This window comes from uncultured Veillonella sp., from assembly GCF_905209685.1.
GTDB lineage: Bacteria > Bacillota > Negativicutes > Veillonellales > Veillonellaceae > Veillonella.
Map to the genome: position 1 here is coordinate 16,300 of NZ_CAJLUB010000006.1, position 18,973 is coordinate 35,272.

Consider the following 18,973-nt stretch of genomic DNA (forward strand, 5'->3'; position numbering starts at 1 on the left):
GCTAGCCCTCAAGCACAGCCGTTACCACTGTATCAATGCGGTCTTCATCGTGACCTTGCTCCTCAAATGGCAAACGACGTAAACGGTGCTTCAATGCTAATCGTGCTGCTATCTTAAGGTCGTCCACTATGATTTGATGGCGACCGTGAAAGGCTGCGTGTGCACGAGCGGTGTGCATCATCGTAATATCTGGACGATGACCATCAACGCCAACACCAATACTAATGCTTGCAATTTTCAACAACACCTCATCGGTGGGAATGATGCTTGGCAATAATTCACGAGCTTGTAATAAGCGTTCGTGTAATGCTTGTTCCGATTCCGCATAAGACGCTACGAAACTAACTGGGTCGTCGCCAAAAGCAAGACGGCGCTTGATAACCTCCATCCGTTGTGCTGGATCATGCTCACCATAGACCATGACGGATAAACCGAAACGATCTAGCAGCTGAGGTCTAAGGTCACCCTCTTCGGGATTCATTGTTCCTACGAGGATAAAGCGAGATGGATGAGAGTGGCTCACCCCTTCACGCTCTACCGTATTGACACCCATAGCTGCTACATCAAGTAAAATATCTACAATATGGTCATCTAATAGATTAACCTCATCTACATAGAGAATGTTTTGATGTGCTGCGTGCAAAATGCCTGGCTCAAAAGCTTTCACACCGTCCTGTAGTGCTTTTTCTAAATTGATAGACCCTACAACACGGTCCTCTGTAGCATTAATAGGAAGTTCCACAACGGTCATGGCCGTAGCCCCTGTCTCCATAGGCGGTAATAGGTTCGCCAAAGCACGGACAGCCGTAGATTTGGCAGTGCCCTTTTCCCCCTCGATTAACACACCACCAATGGATGGATTAATAGCATTGAGTAACAGGGCTAATTTCATTTCATCTTGGCCCACAATAGCAGTAAATGGATATAACATAAGCCTAACCTCATTTAGGATAGAAACATCTTATCTCAACTCATGATAAAAAATTTTATTTCAACGCAGGATCGATAGACATGTCTGTACTACCACCTGTTTGTTTAAAATCATCAATATTTGTAGTTCCCTTAGGAAATACAAAGATACGTTGTTGTTTAAAGTATGGATCATCGTAGACCGCTGCCGATAGATGGAATGCGTTTCGTAGATTCTCTGCAGTCAGCACTTCACGAGGCGTTCCTACATCTACGATGTGACCATCGCTAACTAAGACAAGCTTAGTACAATATTTAGCAGCCAATTCTAAGTCATGAACGACGATTAGAATCGTTTTCCCTTCGTCACATAATCTACGACCTTCGTGAAAGATATCATCAGCATACACCAAATCAAGAGCAGCCGTCGGTTCATCTAGTAATAGCACCTCTGTTTGTTGTGCCAGCGCCTTAGCTAGAAATACACGTTGCCGTTCACCACCACTAAGGTTTTGCACGGAGCGATGTCTCAGGTGATACACGCCTACCTCTTTCATCGCCTTTTCTACGATAGCTTTATCCTCTGGGCCCTCTTGTTGCCACCATTTCAAATAGGGATAACGCGCTGTCATCACTATATCAAAGGCTTCATAATCAAAGGAAACATTGACGGACTGTTGCATATACGCCACATGATGAGCGATATCCTTATCGCTCATGGAGGCAATGCTTTTACCATCCCATAAAACCTGACCTCCAGAAATAGGATAGAGTCCACGCAAGGTTTTTAACAACGTCGTTTTACCAGAACCATTAGGTCCAATAATGCCAACGAATTCACCACTATCAATAGAAAAGGACGCGTCCTTTAGAATAGCGTTTTCCCCTAATGTAACAGATAGGGATTGAACATCTAATTTCATTAGGCCCCTCCTTTGCTGCGCAAACGATGTAGTAAATATAAGAAATATGGTGCCCCTAAGAGAGCTGTCATGATACCAACACGAATTTCTATAGGTTGTGCTATAACTCGGCCCAATGTATCACAGAATACGAGAAATAATGCCCCTCCAACAGCTGCCATAGGCAGTAATATGCGATGATCCGGTCCTACCAAGAGGCGGACAATGTGAGGAACCACAAGGCCTACAAAGCCAATAGAACCACTGACACATACAGCAGTAGCTGTAACAACGGATGCAAGAAATAAGAATAGCATACGGTACACCATAACAGGTAAGCCCAATGCACGTGCCTCTGTATCACCGAGAACGAGTACATTAAGATGACGACCGAGCATCATCAAAATAACGCTGCCTGTCACGATAGGCCCTACAGCTAGTACCACATGATCCCAACGACGGAAATCAAGGCCACCGACCATCCAGAATAAGAATTCACGCAACCGGTATTCGTTAATCATCGTCAAAATGCCCGATGTAAAAGCACCAAGTAACATGCTCACAGCTACACCAGCGAGCAATAAGGTCGTCGTATCGAGCTTATTATTGCGCAAGGTTAAAATAATAGTAATGCCAACGGATACAAAGGCGCCAACAAAGGCAAAGGCAGGCATATAAAACATACCAAGAGATGTTACGCCAAGAGCAATGGCGATCACTGCGCCAAGGGATGCCCCTGCGGATACACCCATAATGCCAGGATCCGCTAATGGGTTGGAGAAAACACCTTGCATAACGGCACCAGCCAAGGCTAATGCACCACCTACAAGGAGACCAATGATGAGACGTGGCATACGGATAAACCACAATACCGCCTCCTGTTCAGCTGTAATCGGAGCTGTAAAATGAACCGGTATCCCCATACCATTTAAAATACTTTGTATGCCACCACCGATAGGAATCATAATCGTTCCTACATGTAGCGCCAATAGACTTACAATACATAGCAATCCCCCAATTATGGCAATTGCCATGATTTTTTGTTTCTGTTTAGTCATGAGGATTCCTTTCTAACTGAGGATACACAGTATGCATAATAGCAAGCATAGCTTCACCAATATGCTGATTCATAGTATATAAGTACGCAGCTGGTAAAGGTTTAACGCGATGTTCTTTTATAGCAGGAAGGTTTTGAAAGGCTGGATTATCAAGATACCGACTAGCTAAATTCTTATCCATGCCTTTATAGGATGGAATAAAAATATAATCTGGGTCCATAGCCAATACACGCTCATCTCCAAAAGGAGTCCGTGGCGGTAAACCGAGAAGATCAGGTGCATTGTAGATGCTCATATACTTGCACATATCATCAAACAGACTGCCTGTTCCGGTGTACCCATCCATGGATGATACGAAGAGTACGCTTTTACGTTGATTCAACGGAATAGATGTACCAAGCCGTTTCATCGTTTCTAGTTCACGACGGATTTTCTGCTCGTAAAATTGCCCCTTTTCATCTTCCCCTACAATATGAGCTATGTCCGTCACATTCTTAATGACAGATTCTACCGTAGTACCGGTTGGCACTACAACAGTAGGTATACCCATGTGGCGTAAACCTGCAATAACGTCTGCGCTCGTATAATCAGGTGCTATGACAAGATCTGGCTCCAAGGCAATGATCTTTTCTAATGGATAAGAACTCATAGCAGGTTTAACCAGCTTAGCACGCTTCGCCTCTAAAGAATACTCTTCATAGGTGGATAATGTATTAATACCTACCAAGCGGTCTGGTTCTACAAGGCCTAATAAAATCGTATCCGACGCAGAGGATAATGCTAAAATACGTTTCGGATGATCAGGTACTGGTACGCGTGCCCCATCATAACTTTCAACATAACGGGTATATGGCAAGGTCCGCGTTTCATCTTGCGGACCACATCCGGTTACACCTACAAAAAGGAGTACCATCAAACATATAAGATACACAATGCTCTTGTTCATGATGATACTCCTTGTATAGTTCTAATACAGACTTATAGTAATCTAGAATTTTTGAGTGTAGCTAAGCTGATAGTTGAATGGCTCATCCCAGTATTCCCAATCCCCGTTGGAAATAACATTGTGACGATTCAACAAGTTACGCGCATCGAGTCGTATAGAAGAGTTTTCATTGAACTGATACCCTACATACGCATTCCACGCTACAAGATTTGGATTGATGCCGCCATCGCGGTTCTTCATCCGTTTTGTTACAAAGTTTATACTAGATCCAGCTGTCCAAGTGGAACTATTGTAATGAATGCCCCCTGTAAATTGTAATTTTGGATTGGCTTGTTTCCAATAATTTTTATCGATTTCCATTTGTTTTGGATTCGAATACGCTGCACCCACAGTTACTTTCAAGCGATCTGTTAATTTACGGCCATATTGTGCCTCAACGCCAACATTTCTAAAACGGCCACCATTAACGCGAATCGTCATTTTACCATTGCTATCTGGTTTCCAAGAGAAGAAATTCTTGAAATCCATATAGAATGCAGCCACCTTCCAACTATCTTTATTGGTAATGTGCTTGTAACCCAATTCATAGTTCCAACCTTCTTCAGGTTTTAAATTACGACCGCTAACCGATTGATATTGTCGGTTTACTGTTTTAAATGTATCGCTTAGATTAGGCATGGTAAAAGCTTTGCCTACATTCATATATACAGAGGATTCTTTATTAATACGGTGATTCAATTGGAACTGTGGTGTCAACACATGTTGATTCTTCACAGGGTCCTTAATATCCGTATAACGTAAGCCTAGAATAGTAGTCCATTTTGGATTGATTTGATAGGAATAACTACCATAAAGAGCTAAGCTATGACGATGAGGATTTGCATAGACGGGACCTGATGTAGTGCGGTACGTTTCACGTTTACCCAATACACCGGCAATTAGATAATCCTTGCCACCTCTAAAATCCCATTCGTGTTGTACATCAAAACCATATTGACGAGCAATATAGTTACTATCATTAGATGTATAGGATGGAAGACTATGGTTACGATTTTTTCCCTTCAAATCTCGATCATTATAGAAGAGTGTACCCGTCGTATTTCCATCCTTATAAATCAAGGACGCATTGTTCTTAGAATCATCATATGCATATGTTGTAGAGTGGCGATTGCGATTCGTCGCATTGCTTTCAGTACTCAACTGAGCATAGGCCGACTTACCTTCAAAGCGGCTAAAGTTCAATGTTACCTTGTCGCTCAATTTGCCGCTCATAAATATACCTAAGGAATTCCCCTTATCCCGTGCTGTATAGTATTCATACCCACGAGGGTGATCCACCGAATCTGTACGAACTGGTGTAGACGGATCTTGTTTACCAAAGAAACCCCGTTCTATACCAATCAAGAAACGCGGCGTGCCGTAGTTGATTTTATAGGTTTGACTACCCATATTGCCTACCCCAATAGTAGCAGAGCCACCTTCTTTAGTAGGTGTTTTAGTAATGACATTAACAACGCCGCTCATCGCATCAGAACCATATAAAGCAGAAGCAGCGCCTTTCAACACTTCGATACGGGCGATAGAACCTGTTGGAATAGAGCTAAGACCACCCTTACCATTAAGGTTCATCGGTACGCCATTGACGAGAATGAGTGAACCTCGTTCTAGTCCACGAATATTGACCCGACTATCCATGGCACCATATTCAAGGCCAGATGCACCATAGGAGAAAGATGTAATACCAGGCACCATGTTCACCGCATCAAAGGCATTTTTAGCACCGCTATTCATGATATCTTTGTCCGTAATAACATCCATCGCTGCCGGCGTATCTAGGTTTAACAATGCCATCCGATTAGCTGTTACATTAATGACATGACTTTCAGATGCGCCATTTGCTTCAGTAGATGCTACCGTAGTAGGAGTATCTGTGGCAGCCGTTACATCCGCTGCATATGCATGCACAGATAATCCCATCAAAGCCAATCCTATAAGTACAGAAGTCCGTCGTTTCTTAAGATTGTTCATAACAAATCCCTCGTAATACACACTAATTATTCATAAAAACTACATAATTGTATTATTACACATTTAAAAGGGCTACACAAAACCCATACCCCCTATTAGTACTGGATTTTATATAAATCTCTACAAATAAATATTAGAACTTTTGTGTATAACTCAATTCATATGTGAATGGGTCACCCCAGTATTCATAATCCCCATTGGTGATAACGTTGTGACGGTCTAACAAATTGCGTGCATCTAGACGAAGTGTTGCATCCTTATTGAAATGATAGCCCACATAAGCGTTCCAAAGGGCAATATTAGGGTTTAAGCCACCATCTCGATTGCGCAACCGTTTTGTAACAAAGCTAAAGGATGTGCCTGCTTCCCACGTTGGGCTTTCATAGCGAATGCCTGTAGTGAATTGCAATTTAGGAGCCGCTTGTTTCCAGTAATTTTCATTCATTTCCTTTTGTCTTGGATTAGAGTAAGATCCGCTCACGTTCCATTTGAGGCGGTCGGATAAACGTCTACCATATTCGGCTTCGATGCCCACGTTGCGGAATTTCCCACCATTTACTCGCACCAAAGGTCGACCATTTGCATCCGGTTGCCATTGGAAGAAGTTTTTGAAATCCATATAGAACACATCAACCTTCCAATCATCCTTTTTGTTAATCCGCTTGTACCCAATTTCATAGTTCCAACCCTCTTCTGGTTTAAGGTTTTTACTGCTTACCGCTGTATACCGACGGCTAACGCTACGGAATGTATCGCTCAAACTAGGCATTGTAAAAGCTTTCCCTATGTTCATATACATGGAGGATTGTTTATTGATGGAGTGCAATAATTGGAATTGAGGGGTCAACACATGTTGATCCTTGATTGGATCATCGATTACGGTGTAACGCAAGCCCAAAATGGATGTCCATTTAGGGTTAATTTCATAAGAATAACTACCATACACAGCATAACTATTGCGTTTAGGATGAACGTAAACAGGAACAGCTGTTGCATGATAGATTTCTTGTTTACCTGTAACACCTGCGATTAAATAGTCCTTACCATCTCTAAAATCCCATTCATGCTGTACATCAAATCCATATTGACGTGCGCGATAGCTTGTTTCAGTCGCCTTAGCTTGGGACGTATTGTGCACCCGGCTCGTACCACGCATCGTACGGTCATTATAGAACAAGGTTCCTGTAGTACCCTTGTCCTTATAAATTAAGGAAGCATTATTGCGATCATCCTTATAATGATACGTCGTAGAATGTCTTGCTTGATTAACCGGATTTGTTTCCGTACTGATTAGACCAAAGGACGATTTACTTTCAGCACGATTAAAATTCAATGTTACCTTATCTGAAAGCTTACCACTCATAAAGAGCCCCAACGAATTGCCCTTGTTGCGAGTACTATAGTAATCGTAGTGTTTAGTACCTGCATAGTCGTAGCGAATCGGTGTGGATGGATCCTGTGTACCCCAATATTTTCTATCAATACCAACGATGAATTTATCTGTACCATAAGACACATCAAAACGTTTAGACCCACGATTACCTACAGCAACTGTAGCAGAGCCACCCTCTGTAGATGGAGTCTTAGTAATAACATTAATAACACCACCTAATGCCTCTGCACCATACAATGTAGAAGCAGCTCCTTTCACTACTTCGATACGTTTTATGGCACTCGTAGGAATAGAGCCGAGTCCACCTTTGCCATTAAGGTTCATAGGCACGCCATTTACAAGAACAAGAGCACCACGGTCAAGGCCTCGAATATTCGTACGGCTATCCATACCACCAAAATCGGCACCGCCGGCACCATAAGAATTTATTGTTACCCCTGGTACGGTCGCCACCGCATCAAAAGCAGTGGTAGCACCAGTATTTTTTAACTCCTCAGGTGTAATTACATTCATCGCTACAGGTGTGTCCAAATCTAGGAGGGCTGTGCGATTAGCGGTAACATTGATTACATTGGACGACTCTTGATTCTCATTAGTTGTCATATCTACCGCATAACCATTTACACTCATACTAAGTAACGCCATCATTGTGGCCACATATACACGTTTATTCATTTCATTCACCATCCTATATGTTTTATTAAAACTTTGTTAATTCTGTTAATTTGTAGCCTCCAAACTACAGTGGGCAATTTGGTTGTAGTGGATATGAACCTTCTCATATCCACTACATAAACTGTAATTCATTTAATTCAATTTAGGCTCATTCCAAATATAATCATTATTCAAATTCATATCTTATATAAAAAACATCTGATTTAGGCTCACCAGTTGTATTGGTAGCCCCACCTGACCTAGCTGCAAGGGCAAGGGCATCATTATCAAGAAGGCTAGAACCACTACTCCCCTCAATTTCAGCCCTTACATAATTACCTTCGCCATCAAAATAAACCCTAATGGTAACTGTCCCTGTAATTCCTCTACGTACAGCTTGTGCTGGCATGACTTTATTGGCATCTAAACTAGCACGATAACCGGAAACATCAAAGTATCCCGAACCTTCCGTATTACTAGTCCCAGGATTGCCGCTCTGTGTACCAGGGCCGTCATTTGCTATTCCACCATTGCCAACGGGGCCACCACCCGGGCCTGTTGTATCACCATCGCCGGGAACACCTACAGGATTATCTGTATTCTCATGTAGATTTACACTAGCCGTTTCATTGCCACCTAGATAAGGGTTAAGATTTTGCAAGCCTGGTGTCGGTTTTCCCGATAAATCCGGTAATACACTACCCGACTTACCGCCCGCAGCATTTTCTTTATCATCAGAGACAATTTTCTCTTGCTGTTTCTTCTCCTGCTCAGGAGGTTCCGGTTGCACCATGTCAAGATTGATGACCAAATCTTTCTTTGGCGTTTCTGGTGGTTTTAAATGGCCGAACAAATCGCCTACAACACCCCAGTATGCTAAGTTGACCACCAATGCAGCGATAAAAGGAATGCCATATCGTTTACTCACCATATGATCACTTCCGTTCTGTCGCTACGCTGACAAATCGAGCACCACTCATCTTGAGATTATCCAAAATGCTAATAACATCCTTATACGCAATATCTTCAGATGCACGGACGATAAAAGCTTGTTGTGGTTCCTTCGCAACGATGCCTTGAATTTCATTGCCCAAATCATCAGGTCTAATTTCACGTTCGTTCAAATACATCTTATGAGTAGCTGTGAGCGAAATCGTAATCGGCTCAATCGTTTTTGCCGTTGATGCAGAGGCCTTTGGCAAATTGAGCGGAATTTGTTCCTCTGTATTCATATATAACGTACTCATCATGAAAAATACGAGCAAGAAAAATACAATATCAATCATAGGTATAATCATGATGGTAGGTTCTTTTTGTATCCCTACTGAACTACGTTTCATCGTTGACTCCTAATATATAAATCCAAGATAGAACCTAAGCGTTGTTCCAATTTTGCAATATCATAATTTACTTTACTTGTGCACCAGCTGTGGATGGCTAATGCTACGATGGCTACTGAAAGCCCTGTAGCAGTCGCAATCAACGCTTCGGATACACCACCAGTAATAACGGTAGGAGCACCGATATCGCCACCAACAGCAGCGAATGAGCGAATCATGCCCACTACAGTACCCAATAGACCTAGTAATGGAGCCATAGTAACCATCATGCTGAGCCAGTTAAGACCGCGTTTTAAACGTTCATCCATATAACCTACTACATCATGAAGGCGGTTTTCTAAGCCTTCAAAGTTATATACGGAATCAACAATCGGTGTTACAAATTGACTAAGCGCATCATCATTATTCTTAATCGCTTGTTCTAATGCAATCCAATCATTCGCATTACGACCTGCTTCAATGCTAGACGACAATTGTTGAATTTCACTGTCAATGCGACGATACATACGAATTCGCTCAAATAAAATCGTACATGCTGCCAACATAAATAAAACTAGCGGATACATGACTACGCCACCCGCATTAAAAAGATGAATTGCATACTCCATAATAACCTCCTCAAACTTATAATTATAAATTTGTACTCTACTGCGTATAAAACACAAATGCAATCTGTATTAATCGTTATATTACGATTAACACTAAGTTATTTTATTATTTCATAAACAAATACGTAGCACAATAAACCTATACCCTGTATAGGTATGCTATTTTACTCTATGTATTTTTATAATTACTAATTTCTCTATTGAATACATACATTTGTCTATTATATAAAAACACTAATAATTCTCATGCTAAAAATTATTTATCTGCTCTCAATACATATAAAAAAAGCAGTCTATAGAAATGTTTTCTATAGACTGCTTATACAGATATTATCTAAATTCTTAGCATACTAAGAGGCTGAACATAATACCTCTATCAAGTACATATTTATTAATTCTATACAATTTTATGAATATTATTCATACCTGCATAACCATTCGTTTAAACTATCCTATGACACCGTTATATCATCATACTAAAACTTATGTATGTGCATCCTCTCGCTACGAAATAATGATACATAAACAATATCTTGCCTATCAATACACTATCTTGCATACACCACTTGAGCTATTGTATAAATACCTCGTCCAATATGGTAACTCTTGGCCAACAAGGCATCCGTAGGCACGATGGATACCTTTTTGTTTTTAATAGCTTTCAAATTTGCCAATACAGGGTCATTATAGTAATTGGCATAGATGGCATCGCGATTATAATCCGGTGCATGTATGTCCATCGGTACAATGATAACATCAGGGTCGGCCTTGATAAGGTCTGCCTTTGTACCAAAGTTAGATTGTTTCACTCCGCTCTTAGCAGCTGCATTATCTACGCCCACATAGGTGAGCATATCGGCGATCAAGGTTTTCGGTTTACCATATAATCCGTTTTCATTATACACAGCAACGGTCTGCTTTGGATCGTCGCGGTGCGCAAAACGAAGCGATTCTGTATCGCGGATGTAGTTCATCATCGTCGCTATGAGGCTGTCCGCCTTGCTTTCACGGCCTAGCAATTTACCTACATTGCGTGTCTGGTCCTCTACGTCTTTCACAGTCGCAGGCTCTCTTAATAATGCTACCTTAACGCCCTTTTCTCGCAACGGACTAACGAGTTCTATGGATTCAGCGCCATCTTCAATGATAACAATATCCGGCTTTAACGCCACAATAGCATTCACATCAGGCGCCACCCGTTGCTTAACGGTATTAGTCACTTGATACGGTGCTGCGGTAGTAGCCACTACGGAATCACCGGCCAGTTCGCTCACCAAATCCGCCACATTAGGCCCTACGGCGACGATACGCTCTGCCTTATGATCTAATGTAACCGTTGTGCTGGTTCCATCCACCATCATATAGTGCCCGTGAGAGCTTAATATGCCGAATAGGCCCCCACTTGTAAAGTTTTGCCAAGAACGGTACATACCAAAAGCTGCTACCACCAGCCCCACAATACAAATAGCCAAAACAATCATCAAACGACGTAATTGCATAAGCTCTCCTCCTATGCTTTCAAAAACATCTCATCATGCAATACACTGTAAACTAGAGCAACAATATAAGCCCTATATCGTTAATTAGCTGGCACACTTTGGTATTTTACATAATTCTTATACGACCAATCGCCATACAACCATTTCGACATCTGTTCCATTTCATAATACATCCACGACGAATAGCTCATGATGTGCATGTCATTAATAGGATACACATAGCCCTTTTTCACAGCTGTTATATTCTGTAGCTCCGGATCATGCATAATGACATCTATATCCTGCTTATACTCAGGTTGTTTGACCGCATATATGGTAGGCACAAAAATGACATCAGGGTTGATGCGAATCAAATCGGCTTTTGTGCCCATGTTTGCTTCCATGTTGAAAGTAGGATAGTTCGCCCGATAGTCCCATACATCAGATAGCACATTAGGGTCCTTACCGCTATCTTTGATCTTCAAGTCCCCTGCACCATCAATGCCATGAATCATTTCAATCATATCGCGAAGCACGCCAGCCCGGTACACACCATGTGTTGGATTGTACAAGGCAATCACAGGTTTTACGTCGTTTTTATGAGGCTCTACTTGTTTTCTAACCTTCATAACAGAATTATTAATAGAATATTCTGCATTTTTGCTACCAAACAACTTAGCCACTTGATTCGTATTAAGGGTTACATCCTTTAAGCTATCTTTCAGCGTATAAATAAACACAGGAATACCGGCAGCGCGCAACGATGCCACTAATCCTGGCGGCGTCGTCTCCGGTGCCACAACCACATCAGGTTCATAGGATTTTATGGACTCCACCGTAGGCTGCACACGGCCCTTGATCTCTGTACCAGAGACATAAGGAGACCCATCGGTGCCCACAACATAGGGCTCACCAGCAGCACCAACCAAGTCCACTGTTCCGGTTCCCAAGGTAACGACGCGGCGCACATAATCCGGCACGACCATCTCTGTATGTTGACTATCTTGAATCTTTCGGTGATTCGCAGCCGTTAACATCCGACCTATCACGCCATGCCTCGGTATAACATCGCCTAACAACTCTGGCGCCATCCCAATAACTAAACCTATGGCAATACAAATGCCCATGACTATATATGGTAGTACAATCCATTTTATCTTCTTCATAAGCGGTCTCTCTCCGTATATCACTTACGAGTCATACGATTTCTTTAGTAAACTACAACCAAAAGTATGTCACCATCGTATTATATTCTTATTTAAATGAGATCTTGTTTAATTATTTCTTACTAGCTTTTTTCTTATTAGGTTTTGCTGCTTGTTTGCCTTTCGCAGGACCGGCGGCTTTCACAAAGGAATTATTCAAATTGGTAGCAACCATAAGGGCCACATCAGCATTAGGAGTTGTGACAATAGAACGACCTGCCACGGTCACAGTAGGTCCATCATAAGATGCACCACCTGGCTGAATTTGACCATTATGGTACAAGCGCGCCAATTTACCAGCCATGAAATAAGCTCGTTCTTCGCCCGTATAACGACCACTATTGGCAGGGCTATAGATATTCACGCCATTCACAAATACCGCGCCATTATCGACCGTAACGTGATTGCCAGAATAGGTATACATGCGATCAATATTGTCCTTTACACGGCTGCTCGTCTTAGGGTGATTGTTAGGGCTAAATACTTGGTTCAAACCTTCACGGTACAAATCACCATATTTATTACGAAGTACCGCCATAGAAGCAGCAGCACCGCCCACATTATAAGGAGACTCGCTCAAAATTTTAAAGCCTAATTCGTCAGCCGCCTTTTCTTGGCCCATCGTGAATACTTGGTTCTCCATGTAATTACCAGCAATATTGGACAAAATAGCTGCATTACCGCCACCGCCAGCAGCAAGGCTCACCGCTGTAGATAAACCTACTTGCTTCTTGAGACCATTGACAATGTCCTTATGCTCGCCATGAGAAATTTCATGAGCCATAACATAAGCGAGTTCATCATCATCTAATAGATCCAAAGCGCCCTTGTTAACAGACATCACGCGACCAACCGTAGCGAACGCATTGAAATCATCGCTAGGATTTGCGTACACCACATACGAACGCTTGACGCTAGGCGAAGCCTCTAAGGTCTTCATGATGCGTTGCACCCGTGCTTGTGCCGCACTATCCTCTAAATAGCCAGTTTGTTTCTTTGCACGAGCTAAGCTTTGTTCTTGGCCTTCCTTAGAATTATCCATTTTATTGAAAGCCGTGGATACATATGCATACGCCACTGCACCACCAATTAACGTTTGTGCAGCTCCCGCAGAAGCAGCCTCTACCGTTGTTGGTACTACGGCAACTGTTGTTAATGAAAGCCCCATCACAGCGGCTAGTACCAAAGATTTAATTTTCTTATTCATATTTGAACCTCTCATTGTCTCTCAAAATAAACGCAGTCTTACTTAGATTCACCAACAAGCTCAATAGCCACCTTACCATCTTTAGATACAGCACCACCATGAGTGTACCCAACAACATCAAACCCAGCTGCCGCGCATTGGCGAGCTATGCTTTCATAATTATCATTCTTACCACGCGTACAGGTGGAAAGATGAATGGTAGTAACACCATTTTTCTTGAAAGAAGCCAATTTCTTCTCCAAATCGCCACCGCTATGGGTAAAACCAACCAGCTCAGTATCCTCATCAGCATAGCGCTCGAAAGAATCCACTTTATTCATATATGCCTTAAGACAACCACCGCAAGAACAACGTTGCATTGTGTCTTCGTTCACAAGAACTGCAATCTTCTTAGACATAAACCCTCCTTAGGTAACATACATAATATTATGCATATTATATCACACCAAATTGATAAAAATTATGAATACAAAGAATATAGAATATAAAAAAGACACACCCTAAGGTGTGTCTTTTAGCTTAATCAGCGACTTCCTATCCTCCCAGGCCGTCTCCAGCCAAGTACTTTCGGCGTTTACGAGCTTAACTACTGTGTTCGAGATGGGAACAGGTGGACCCTCGTAGCTATCGCCACTGAATCTGTCAGAGTTTGTACTCTGAAAACCACATAGAAGTTATATATATTTGTTGCACATTTCTGCTTAATGTTTTTGTTTAAGTAAAGCCCTCGATCTATTAGTACCAGTCAGCTCCAAACCTCACGGCTCTTCCACACCTGGCCTATCAACCATGTCGTCTACATGGGATCTTACTAGCTTATGCTATGAGAAACCTCATCTCAAGGCTGGTTTCACGCTTAGATGCTTTCAGCGTTTATCCGTCCCGAACGTAGCTACCCAACTGTACCCTTGGCAGGATAATTGGTACACCAGCGGTTCGTCCACTCCGGTCCTCTCGTACTAGGAGCAGCCCCCTTCAAGTTTCTTGCGCCCGCGATGGATAGGGACCGAACTGTCTCACGACGTTCTGAACCCAGCTCACGTACCACTTTAATCGGCGAACAGCCGAACCCTTGGGACCTACTTCAGCCCCAGGATGTGATGAGCCGACATCGAGGTGCCAAACCTCCCCGTCGATATGGACTCTTGGGAGAGATTAGCCTGTTATCCCCAGGGTAGCTTTTATCCGTTGAGCGATGGCCCTTCCACTCGGCACCACCGGATCACTAAGCCCGACTTTCGTCCCTGCTCGACCTGTCCGTCTCGCAGTCAAGCTCCCTTCTGCCTTTACACTCTTCGAGCGATTTCCGTCCGCTCTGAGGGAACCTTTGGGCGCCTCCGTTACTCTTTAGGAGGCGACCGCCCCAGTCAAACTGCCCGCCTAAGACTGTCCGGCCGGTCGTTACTCGGCCCGTTAGAAATCAATTAATGAAAGGGTGGTATCCCAACAACGACTCCTCTAAAACTGGCGTCCTAGATTCTAAGTCTCCCACCTATCCTGTACATTCATTAACTAAGTTCAATCTTAGGTTGCAGTAAAGCTCCATGGGGTCTTTCTGTCCAGTCGCGGGTAACCTGCATCTTCACAGGTACTTCAATTTCACCGGGTCCCTCGTTGAGACAGTGCGCAAGTCGTTACACCTTTCGTGCGGGTCGGAACTTACCCGACAAGGAATTTCGCTACCTTAGGACCGTTATAGTTACGGCCGCCGTTTACTGGGGCTTCAATTCAGAGCTTCGACCGAAGTCTAACCCCTCCTCTTAACCTTCCAGCACCGGGCAGGTGTCAGCACCTATACATCAGCTTTCGCTTTAGCAGGCACCTGTGTTTGTGGTAAACAGTCGCTTGCGCCTCTCTTGTGCCACTCATTCATGCTCCATGCGTTACTGCACTTCACACTACATGAGTCCTCCTTTTCCCGAAGTTACGGAGGCATTTTGCCGAGTTCCTTAACGAGGGTTTTCCCGCGCACCTTAGGATTCTCTCCCCGCCTACCTGTGTCGGTTTTGGTACGGGCGATGTGTCTCTACCTAGAAGCTTTTCTCGACAGTGTAGGATCAATCACTTCGTTACTATCGCTAGTAACTCGTCATCACATCTCAGCTTTTAGAGCTACGGATTTGCCTATAGCTCAACCTACATGCTTAAACACGCACTTCCAATCGCGTGCTGACCTACCTTACTGTGTCACTCCATCGATCAAACGATTCACACCGGTACAGGAATTTCAACCTGTTGTCCATCGCCTACGCTTTTCCGCCTCGGCTTAGGTCCCGACTTACCCTGAGACGACGATCGTTGCTCAGGAACCCTTAGGCTTTCGGTGGAATGGATTCTCACCATTCTTTTCGCTACTCATACCGACATTCTCACTTCTCATCAGTCCACAACTCCTTACGGTACTGCTTCAGCCCGATGAGAACGCTCCCCTACCCATATACATTGCTGCATATGACACGACTTCGGTTTTACACTTTAGCCCCGGACATTTTCGGCGCAGAGTCTCTCGACCAGTGAGCTATTACGCACTCTTTAAATGGTGGCTGCTTCTAAGCCAACATCCTGGTTGTTTTGGAAATTCCACATCCTTCGCCACTTAGTGTAACATTTGGGACCTTAGTCGGTGTTCTGGGCTGTTTCCCTCTTGACAATGGACCTTATCATTCACTGTCTGACTCCCGAGTATAAGTATAGCCATTCGTAGTTTGACTAGGTTCGGTAACCGGTATGGCCCCTAGCCCGATCAGTGCTCTACCGCCTATACTCTCAACCTCGAGGCTAGCCCTAAAGCTATTTCGGGGAGAACCAGCTATCTCCGTGTTCGATTGGCATTTCACCCCTATCCACAACTCATCCCAAAGCTTTTCAACGCTCACGAGTTCGGTCCTCCACACAATTTTACCTGTGCTTCAACCTGGCCATGGATAGATCACTACGGTTTCGGGTCTACTATTACTAACTGAACGCCCTGTTCAGACTCGCTTTCGCTGCGGCTCCGTGTTTTCCACTTAACCTCGCTAGCAACAGTAACTCGTCGGTTCATTCTTCAATAGGCACGCCGTCGTCCTGATATATATACAGACTTCGACTGTTTGTAGACATACGGTTTCAGGTTCTCTTTCACTCCCCGCCAGGGGTTCTTTTCACCTTTCCCTCACGGTACTATGCGCTATCGGTCGATATCAGTATTTTGGCTTGGAGGGTGGTCCCCCCTGCTTCCCACAAGGTTTCACGTGTCTCGTGGTACTCTGGATACAGTCCCATGTATGCAAGGTTTCGATTACAGGGCTTTCACCTTCTGCGGCTGAGCTTTCCAACTCGATTCTTCTACCTCATTTACACTTGATGACTGTCCTCAACCCCGGTGCGGTTGCCCGCTCCGGTTTGGCCTCTTTCCCGTTCGCTCGCCGCTACTAAGAAAATCTCGTTTGATTACTTTTCCTCTGGGTAATTAGATGTTTCAGTTCCCCAGGTGCCCTCCTCATACTCAAAGGTATGGGTGACAGTGCATAACCACTGCCGGGTTCCCCCATTCGGAAATCTACGGGTCAAAGGTTGCTTGCACCTCTCCGTAGCTTATCGCAGCTTACCGCGTCCTTCTTCGGCTGATATCGCCAAGGCATCCACCGTACGCCCTTAAAATCTTTACTTAAGATTTCATTGACATGCATTAGATACATTGTCGTTTTTTGTAGCCGTACATTTTCATGTACGTCACCATTAAGTCAGAGAATTATTTCCTATGTGCTCGGGTCAACCTACTTAGAAATTCTAAGAGATGACCTTACAAATATAATAATTATCTTTAAACATCTTTTTAAACAATGCAATATATTTTAAAGCCTCAGATTCTAACTCTTGTAAAACAAGCCTTTCAACAATTCCTTCTTTGCATCCAGAAAGAATAAAAAGATGTTCACGATATAAAGATAATTTTTCTAATTCAATCGCTTTATGTTCACTTAAATTAATATCACTACATATTTTCATTAAATCATGATAACCAATTTGATCTTTTGCATAGAATAAAAAAGGATAAACTTCTTGATCAATAAGTACATCCCCTTGCATTCCAAAAATAGGTTTGATGTCATAATGATGACAAGCATTAGAAAATTCAATCGCACCATACATATTATTGATATCTGTTAAAGCCAATGCTTCCATATGCAATTCTTTCGCTCTTTTACATAAATCTTGAATCAAAATCGTACTATTTTGAAAACTATAACAACTATAGATATTCAATTCACCAATCATGTTGCCACCACCTTTTTCCATATTATACGCTAAATCATCCTTGATTAAAAGAATTACAAAAATGTTTTCAAAGATAATAAAATTAAAATCAAACCAACATATAAAGTTAAAAATAAATACAGCATTTCAAAAAAAGAATACGTTAAAACAAGCATAACAAACAACCTATAGATATATAAAATAACTGCATAGTAATGATAACGAATCTGTAAAACACAAAATCTTCTTTGCCAAATGATAATGACAATAGATAAAAACATCGCTATAAAATGAAAAGGTAAAAATAACGAAGACAAAATAATTTGCAAAATCAAACAAATCCCTACTAGAAACTGCATTTTTTTGATTCTAATTAACATAACACCACCATTTTATTTTATGAAAGAAACAAAAAAAGAGCACTTATTTAGCATGCTCTTGTAAACTTTTTGCAAGCTGTGCTGGACAACTTGTTGGTTTTGCTCCACATTTGATGTCTTTTAAACGTTCAATAACTTCATCAACTTTCATACCCTTTGCTAGTGCAGCAACTCCTTGAGTATTTCCTGAACATCCACCTGTAAAGATAACATTTTTAACAATCCCATCTTCAACTTCTACATGGATATTTCTTGAACAGACACCTCTTGGTGTATAATCGTATTCCATTTTTATTCCTTCTTCCTATTTTTTTGTAAGTTTAGCAATTGATGTCACATATGATTGATACATATGACTATCTACTGCTTTAATCTCTTCTACTTTATAATATTTTGATAATTCTTGCAAATCTTTTGCAAGCATAGATGTTGAAGAATTCATATAAATGACTGTTTGTACTTTTCCAAGTCTTAAAGTATCCTTTAATTCATTAGAAATCCCATTGACTCCTTGAATAATCACTGTATCATACACTTTCTTTTTTGCAAAAGCTGTGCTATAATTCAGAGTGTTATGAATAGAAATAGTTTTCAAACTATATTTTATTTAGAAAACAGTAAAAAAT

At 42.2% G+C, this 18,973-nt stretch carries 16 protein-coding genes and 2 rRNA genes; all 18 read right to left on the minus strand.

Features of this window, described 5'->3' with window-relative positions; translation table 11 throughout:
- Position 1 precedes the first annotated feature (1 nt).
- A complete protein-coding gene (locus QZ055_RS01335; protein ID WP_270523659.1) occupies positions 2-931 on the minus strand; it encodes an ATP-binding protein in 930 nt (309 codons plus the stop codon).
- Between the two features lie 55 nt (positions 932-986).
- Complete coding sequence (locus tag QZ055_RS01340; protein ID WP_270523658.1) at positions 987-1,832, minus strand: ABC transporter ATP-binding protein; 846 nt, start codon at positions 1,830-1,832, stop codon at positions 987-989.
- Positions 1,832-2,869: an iron ABC transporter permease gene (locus QZ055_RS01345; RefSeq protein WP_270523656.1), complete on the minus strand. Its 1,038-nt coding sequence runs from the start codon at positions 2,867-2,869 to the stop codon at positions 1,832-1,834. Before QZ055_RS01345 ends, QZ055_RS01340 begins: the two co-directional genes overlap by 1 nt.
- On the minus strand, positions 2,862-3,815 hold the full coding sequence (locus QZ055_RS01350; RefSeq protein ID WP_005376419.1) for an ABC transporter substrate-binding protein: 954 nt from the start codon (positions 3,813-3,815) through the stop codon (positions 2,862-2,864). The genes QZ055_RS01345 and QZ055_RS01350 overlap by 8 nt, the downstream gene beginning before the upstream one ends.
- A 42-nt stretch (positions 3,816-3,857) precedes the next feature.
- Positions 3,858-5,843, minus strand: a complete 1,986-nt coding sequence (locus QZ055_RS01355) for a TonB-dependent siderophore receptor (protein WP_295824146.1) — start codon at positions 5,841-5,843, stop codon at positions 3,858-3,860.
- 133 nt (positions 5,844-5,976) lie between these two features.
- Positions 5,977-7,923, minus strand: coding sequence for a TonB-dependent receptor (locus tag QZ055_RS01360; protein WP_287503479.1), 1,947 nt, complete (start codon positions 7,921-7,923; stop codon positions 5,977-5,979).
- A gap of 154 nt (positions 7,924-8,077) precedes the next feature.
- On the minus strand, positions 8,078-8,821 hold the full coding sequence (locus tag QZ055_RS01365) for an energy transducer TonB (RefSeq protein ID WP_295824150.1): 744 nt from the start codon (positions 8,819-8,821) through the stop codon (positions 8,078-8,080).
- A gap of 4 nt (positions 8,822-8,825) precedes the next feature.
- Complete coding sequence (locus tag QZ055_RS01370) at positions 8,826-9,230, minus strand: biopolymer transporter ExbD (RefSeq protein ID WP_005376414.1); 405 nt, start codon at positions 9,228-9,230, stop codon at positions 8,826-8,828.
- The gene (locus QZ055_RS01375; RefSeq protein ID WP_005376405.1) at positions 9,227-9,838 is read right to left on the minus strand and encodes a MotA/TolQ/ExbB proton channel family protein; all 612 of its coding nucleotides are present in this window, start codon (positions 9,836-9,838) and stop codon (positions 9,227-9,229) included. Before QZ055_RS01375 ends, QZ055_RS01370 begins: the two co-directional genes overlap by 4 nt.
- 548 nt (positions 9,839-10,386) lie before the next feature.
- The gene (locus tag QZ055_RS01380; RefSeq protein ID WP_295824153.1) at positions 10,387-11,337 is read right to left on the minus strand and encodes an ABC transporter substrate-binding protein; all 951 of its coding nucleotides are present in this window, start codon (positions 11,335-11,337) and stop codon (positions 10,387-10,389) included.
- An 80-nt stretch (positions 11,338-11,417) separates the two neighbouring features.
- Positions 11,418-12,482 carry an ABC transporter substrate-binding protein gene (locus tag QZ055_RS01385; RefSeq protein ID WP_295824155.1) on the minus strand — a complete coding sequence of 355 codons (1,065 nt, stop codon included), beginning with the start codon at positions 12,480-12,482 and terminating at the stop codon, positions 11,418-11,420.
- A gap of 112 nt (positions 12,483-12,594) precedes the next feature.
- On the minus strand, positions 12,595-13,728 hold the full coding sequence (locus QZ055_RS01390) for a M48 family metallopeptidase (protein ID WP_295824157.1): 1,134 nt from the start codon (positions 13,726-13,728) through the stop codon (positions 12,595-12,597).
- A 38-nt stretch (positions 13,729-13,766) separates the two neighbouring features.
- Complete coding sequence (locus tag QZ055_RS01395; RefSeq protein ID WP_016476200.1) at positions 13,767-14,126, minus strand: CGGC domain-containing protein; 360 nt, start codon at positions 14,124-14,126, stop codon at positions 13,767-13,769.
- A 123-nt stretch (positions 14,127-14,249) separates the two neighbouring features.
- A 5S ribosomal RNA gene (gene rrf / locus QZ055_RS01400) occupies positions 14,250-14,366 on the minus strand.
- Positions 14,367-14,443: 77 nt separating this feature from the next.
- Positions 14,444-17,378, minus strand: a 23S ribosomal RNA gene (locus tag QZ055_RS01405).
- 121 nt (positions 17,379-17,499) lie between these two features.
- Positions 17,500-17,988 carry a PHP domain-containing protein gene (locus QZ055_RS01410; protein WP_295824158.1) on the minus strand — a complete coding sequence of 163 codons (489 nt, stop codon included), beginning with the start codon at positions 17,986-17,988 and terminating at the stop codon, positions 17,500-17,502.
- Between the two features lie 402 nt (positions 17,989-18,390).
- Entirely contained in the window at positions 18,391-18,636 is a 246-nt protein-coding gene (locus tag QZ055_RS01415) for a TIGR03905 family TSCPD domain-containing protein (protein WP_022002938.1), read from the minus strand.
- A gap of 15 nt (positions 18,637-18,651) precedes the next feature.
- On the minus strand, positions 18,652-18,942 hold the full coding sequence (locus QZ055_RS01420; protein ID WP_295824159.1) for a hypothetical protein: 291 nt from the start codon (positions 18,940-18,942) through the stop codon (positions 18,652-18,654).
- Positions 18,943-18,973 lie beyond the last annotated feature (31 nt).

Coding starts and splice junctions, on each gene's coding strand:
- QZ055_RS01335 (WP_270523659.1), bottom strand. CDS start 931: ATGTTATATCCATTTACTGCTATTGTGGGCCAAGATGAAATGAAATTA.
- QZ055_RS01340 (WP_270523658.1), bottom strand. CDS start 1,832: ATGAAATTAGATGTTCAATCCCTATCTGTTACATTAGGGGAAAACGCT.
- QZ055_RS01345 (WP_270523656.1), bottom strand. CDS start 2,869: ATGACTAAACAGAAACAAAAAATCATGGCAATTGCCATAATTGGGGGA.
- QZ055_RS01350 (WP_005376419.1), bottom strand. CDS start 3,815: ATGAACAAGAGCATTGTGTATCTTATATGTTTGATGGTACTCCTTTTT.
- QZ055_RS01355 (WP_295824146.1), bottom strand. CDS start 5,843: ATGAACAATCTTAAGAAACGACGGACTTCTGTACTTATAGGATTGGCT.
- QZ055_RS01360 (WP_287503479.1), bottom strand. CDS start 7,923: ATGGTGAATGAAATGAATAAACGTGTATATGTGGCCACAATGATGGCG.
- QZ055_RS01365 (WP_295824150.1), bottom strand. CDS start 8,821: ATGGTGAGTAAACGATATGGCATTCCTTTTATCGCTGCATTGGTGGTC.
- QZ055_RS01370 (WP_005376414.1), bottom strand. CDS start 9,230: ATGAAACGTAGTTCAGTAGGGATACAAAAAGAACCTACCATCATGATT.
- QZ055_RS01375 (WP_005376405.1), bottom strand. CDS start 9,838: ATGGAGTATGCAATTCATCTTTTTAATGCGGGTGGCGTAGTCATGTAT.
- QZ055_RS01380 (WP_295824153.1), bottom strand. CDS start 11,337: ATGCAATTACGTCGTTTGATGATTGTTTTGGCTATTTGTATTGTGGGG.
- QZ055_RS01385 (WP_295824155.1), bottom strand. CDS start 12,482: ATGAAGAAGATAAAATGGATTGTACTACCATATATAGTCATGGGCATT.
- QZ055_RS01390 (WP_295824157.1), bottom strand. CDS start 13,728: ATGAATAAGAAAATTAAATCTTTGGTACTAGCCGCTGTGATGGGGCTT.
- QZ055_RS01395 (WP_016476200.1), bottom strand. CDS start 14,126: ATGTCTAAGAAGATTGCAGTTCTTGTGAACGAAGACACAATGCAACGT.
- QZ055_RS01410 (WP_295824158.1), bottom strand. CDS start 17,988: ATGATTGGTGAATTGAATATCTATAGTTGTTATAGTTTTCAAAATAGT.
- QZ055_RS01415 (WP_022002938.1), bottom strand. CDS start 18,636: ATGGAATACGATTATACACCAAGAGGTGTCTGTTCAAGAAATATCCAT.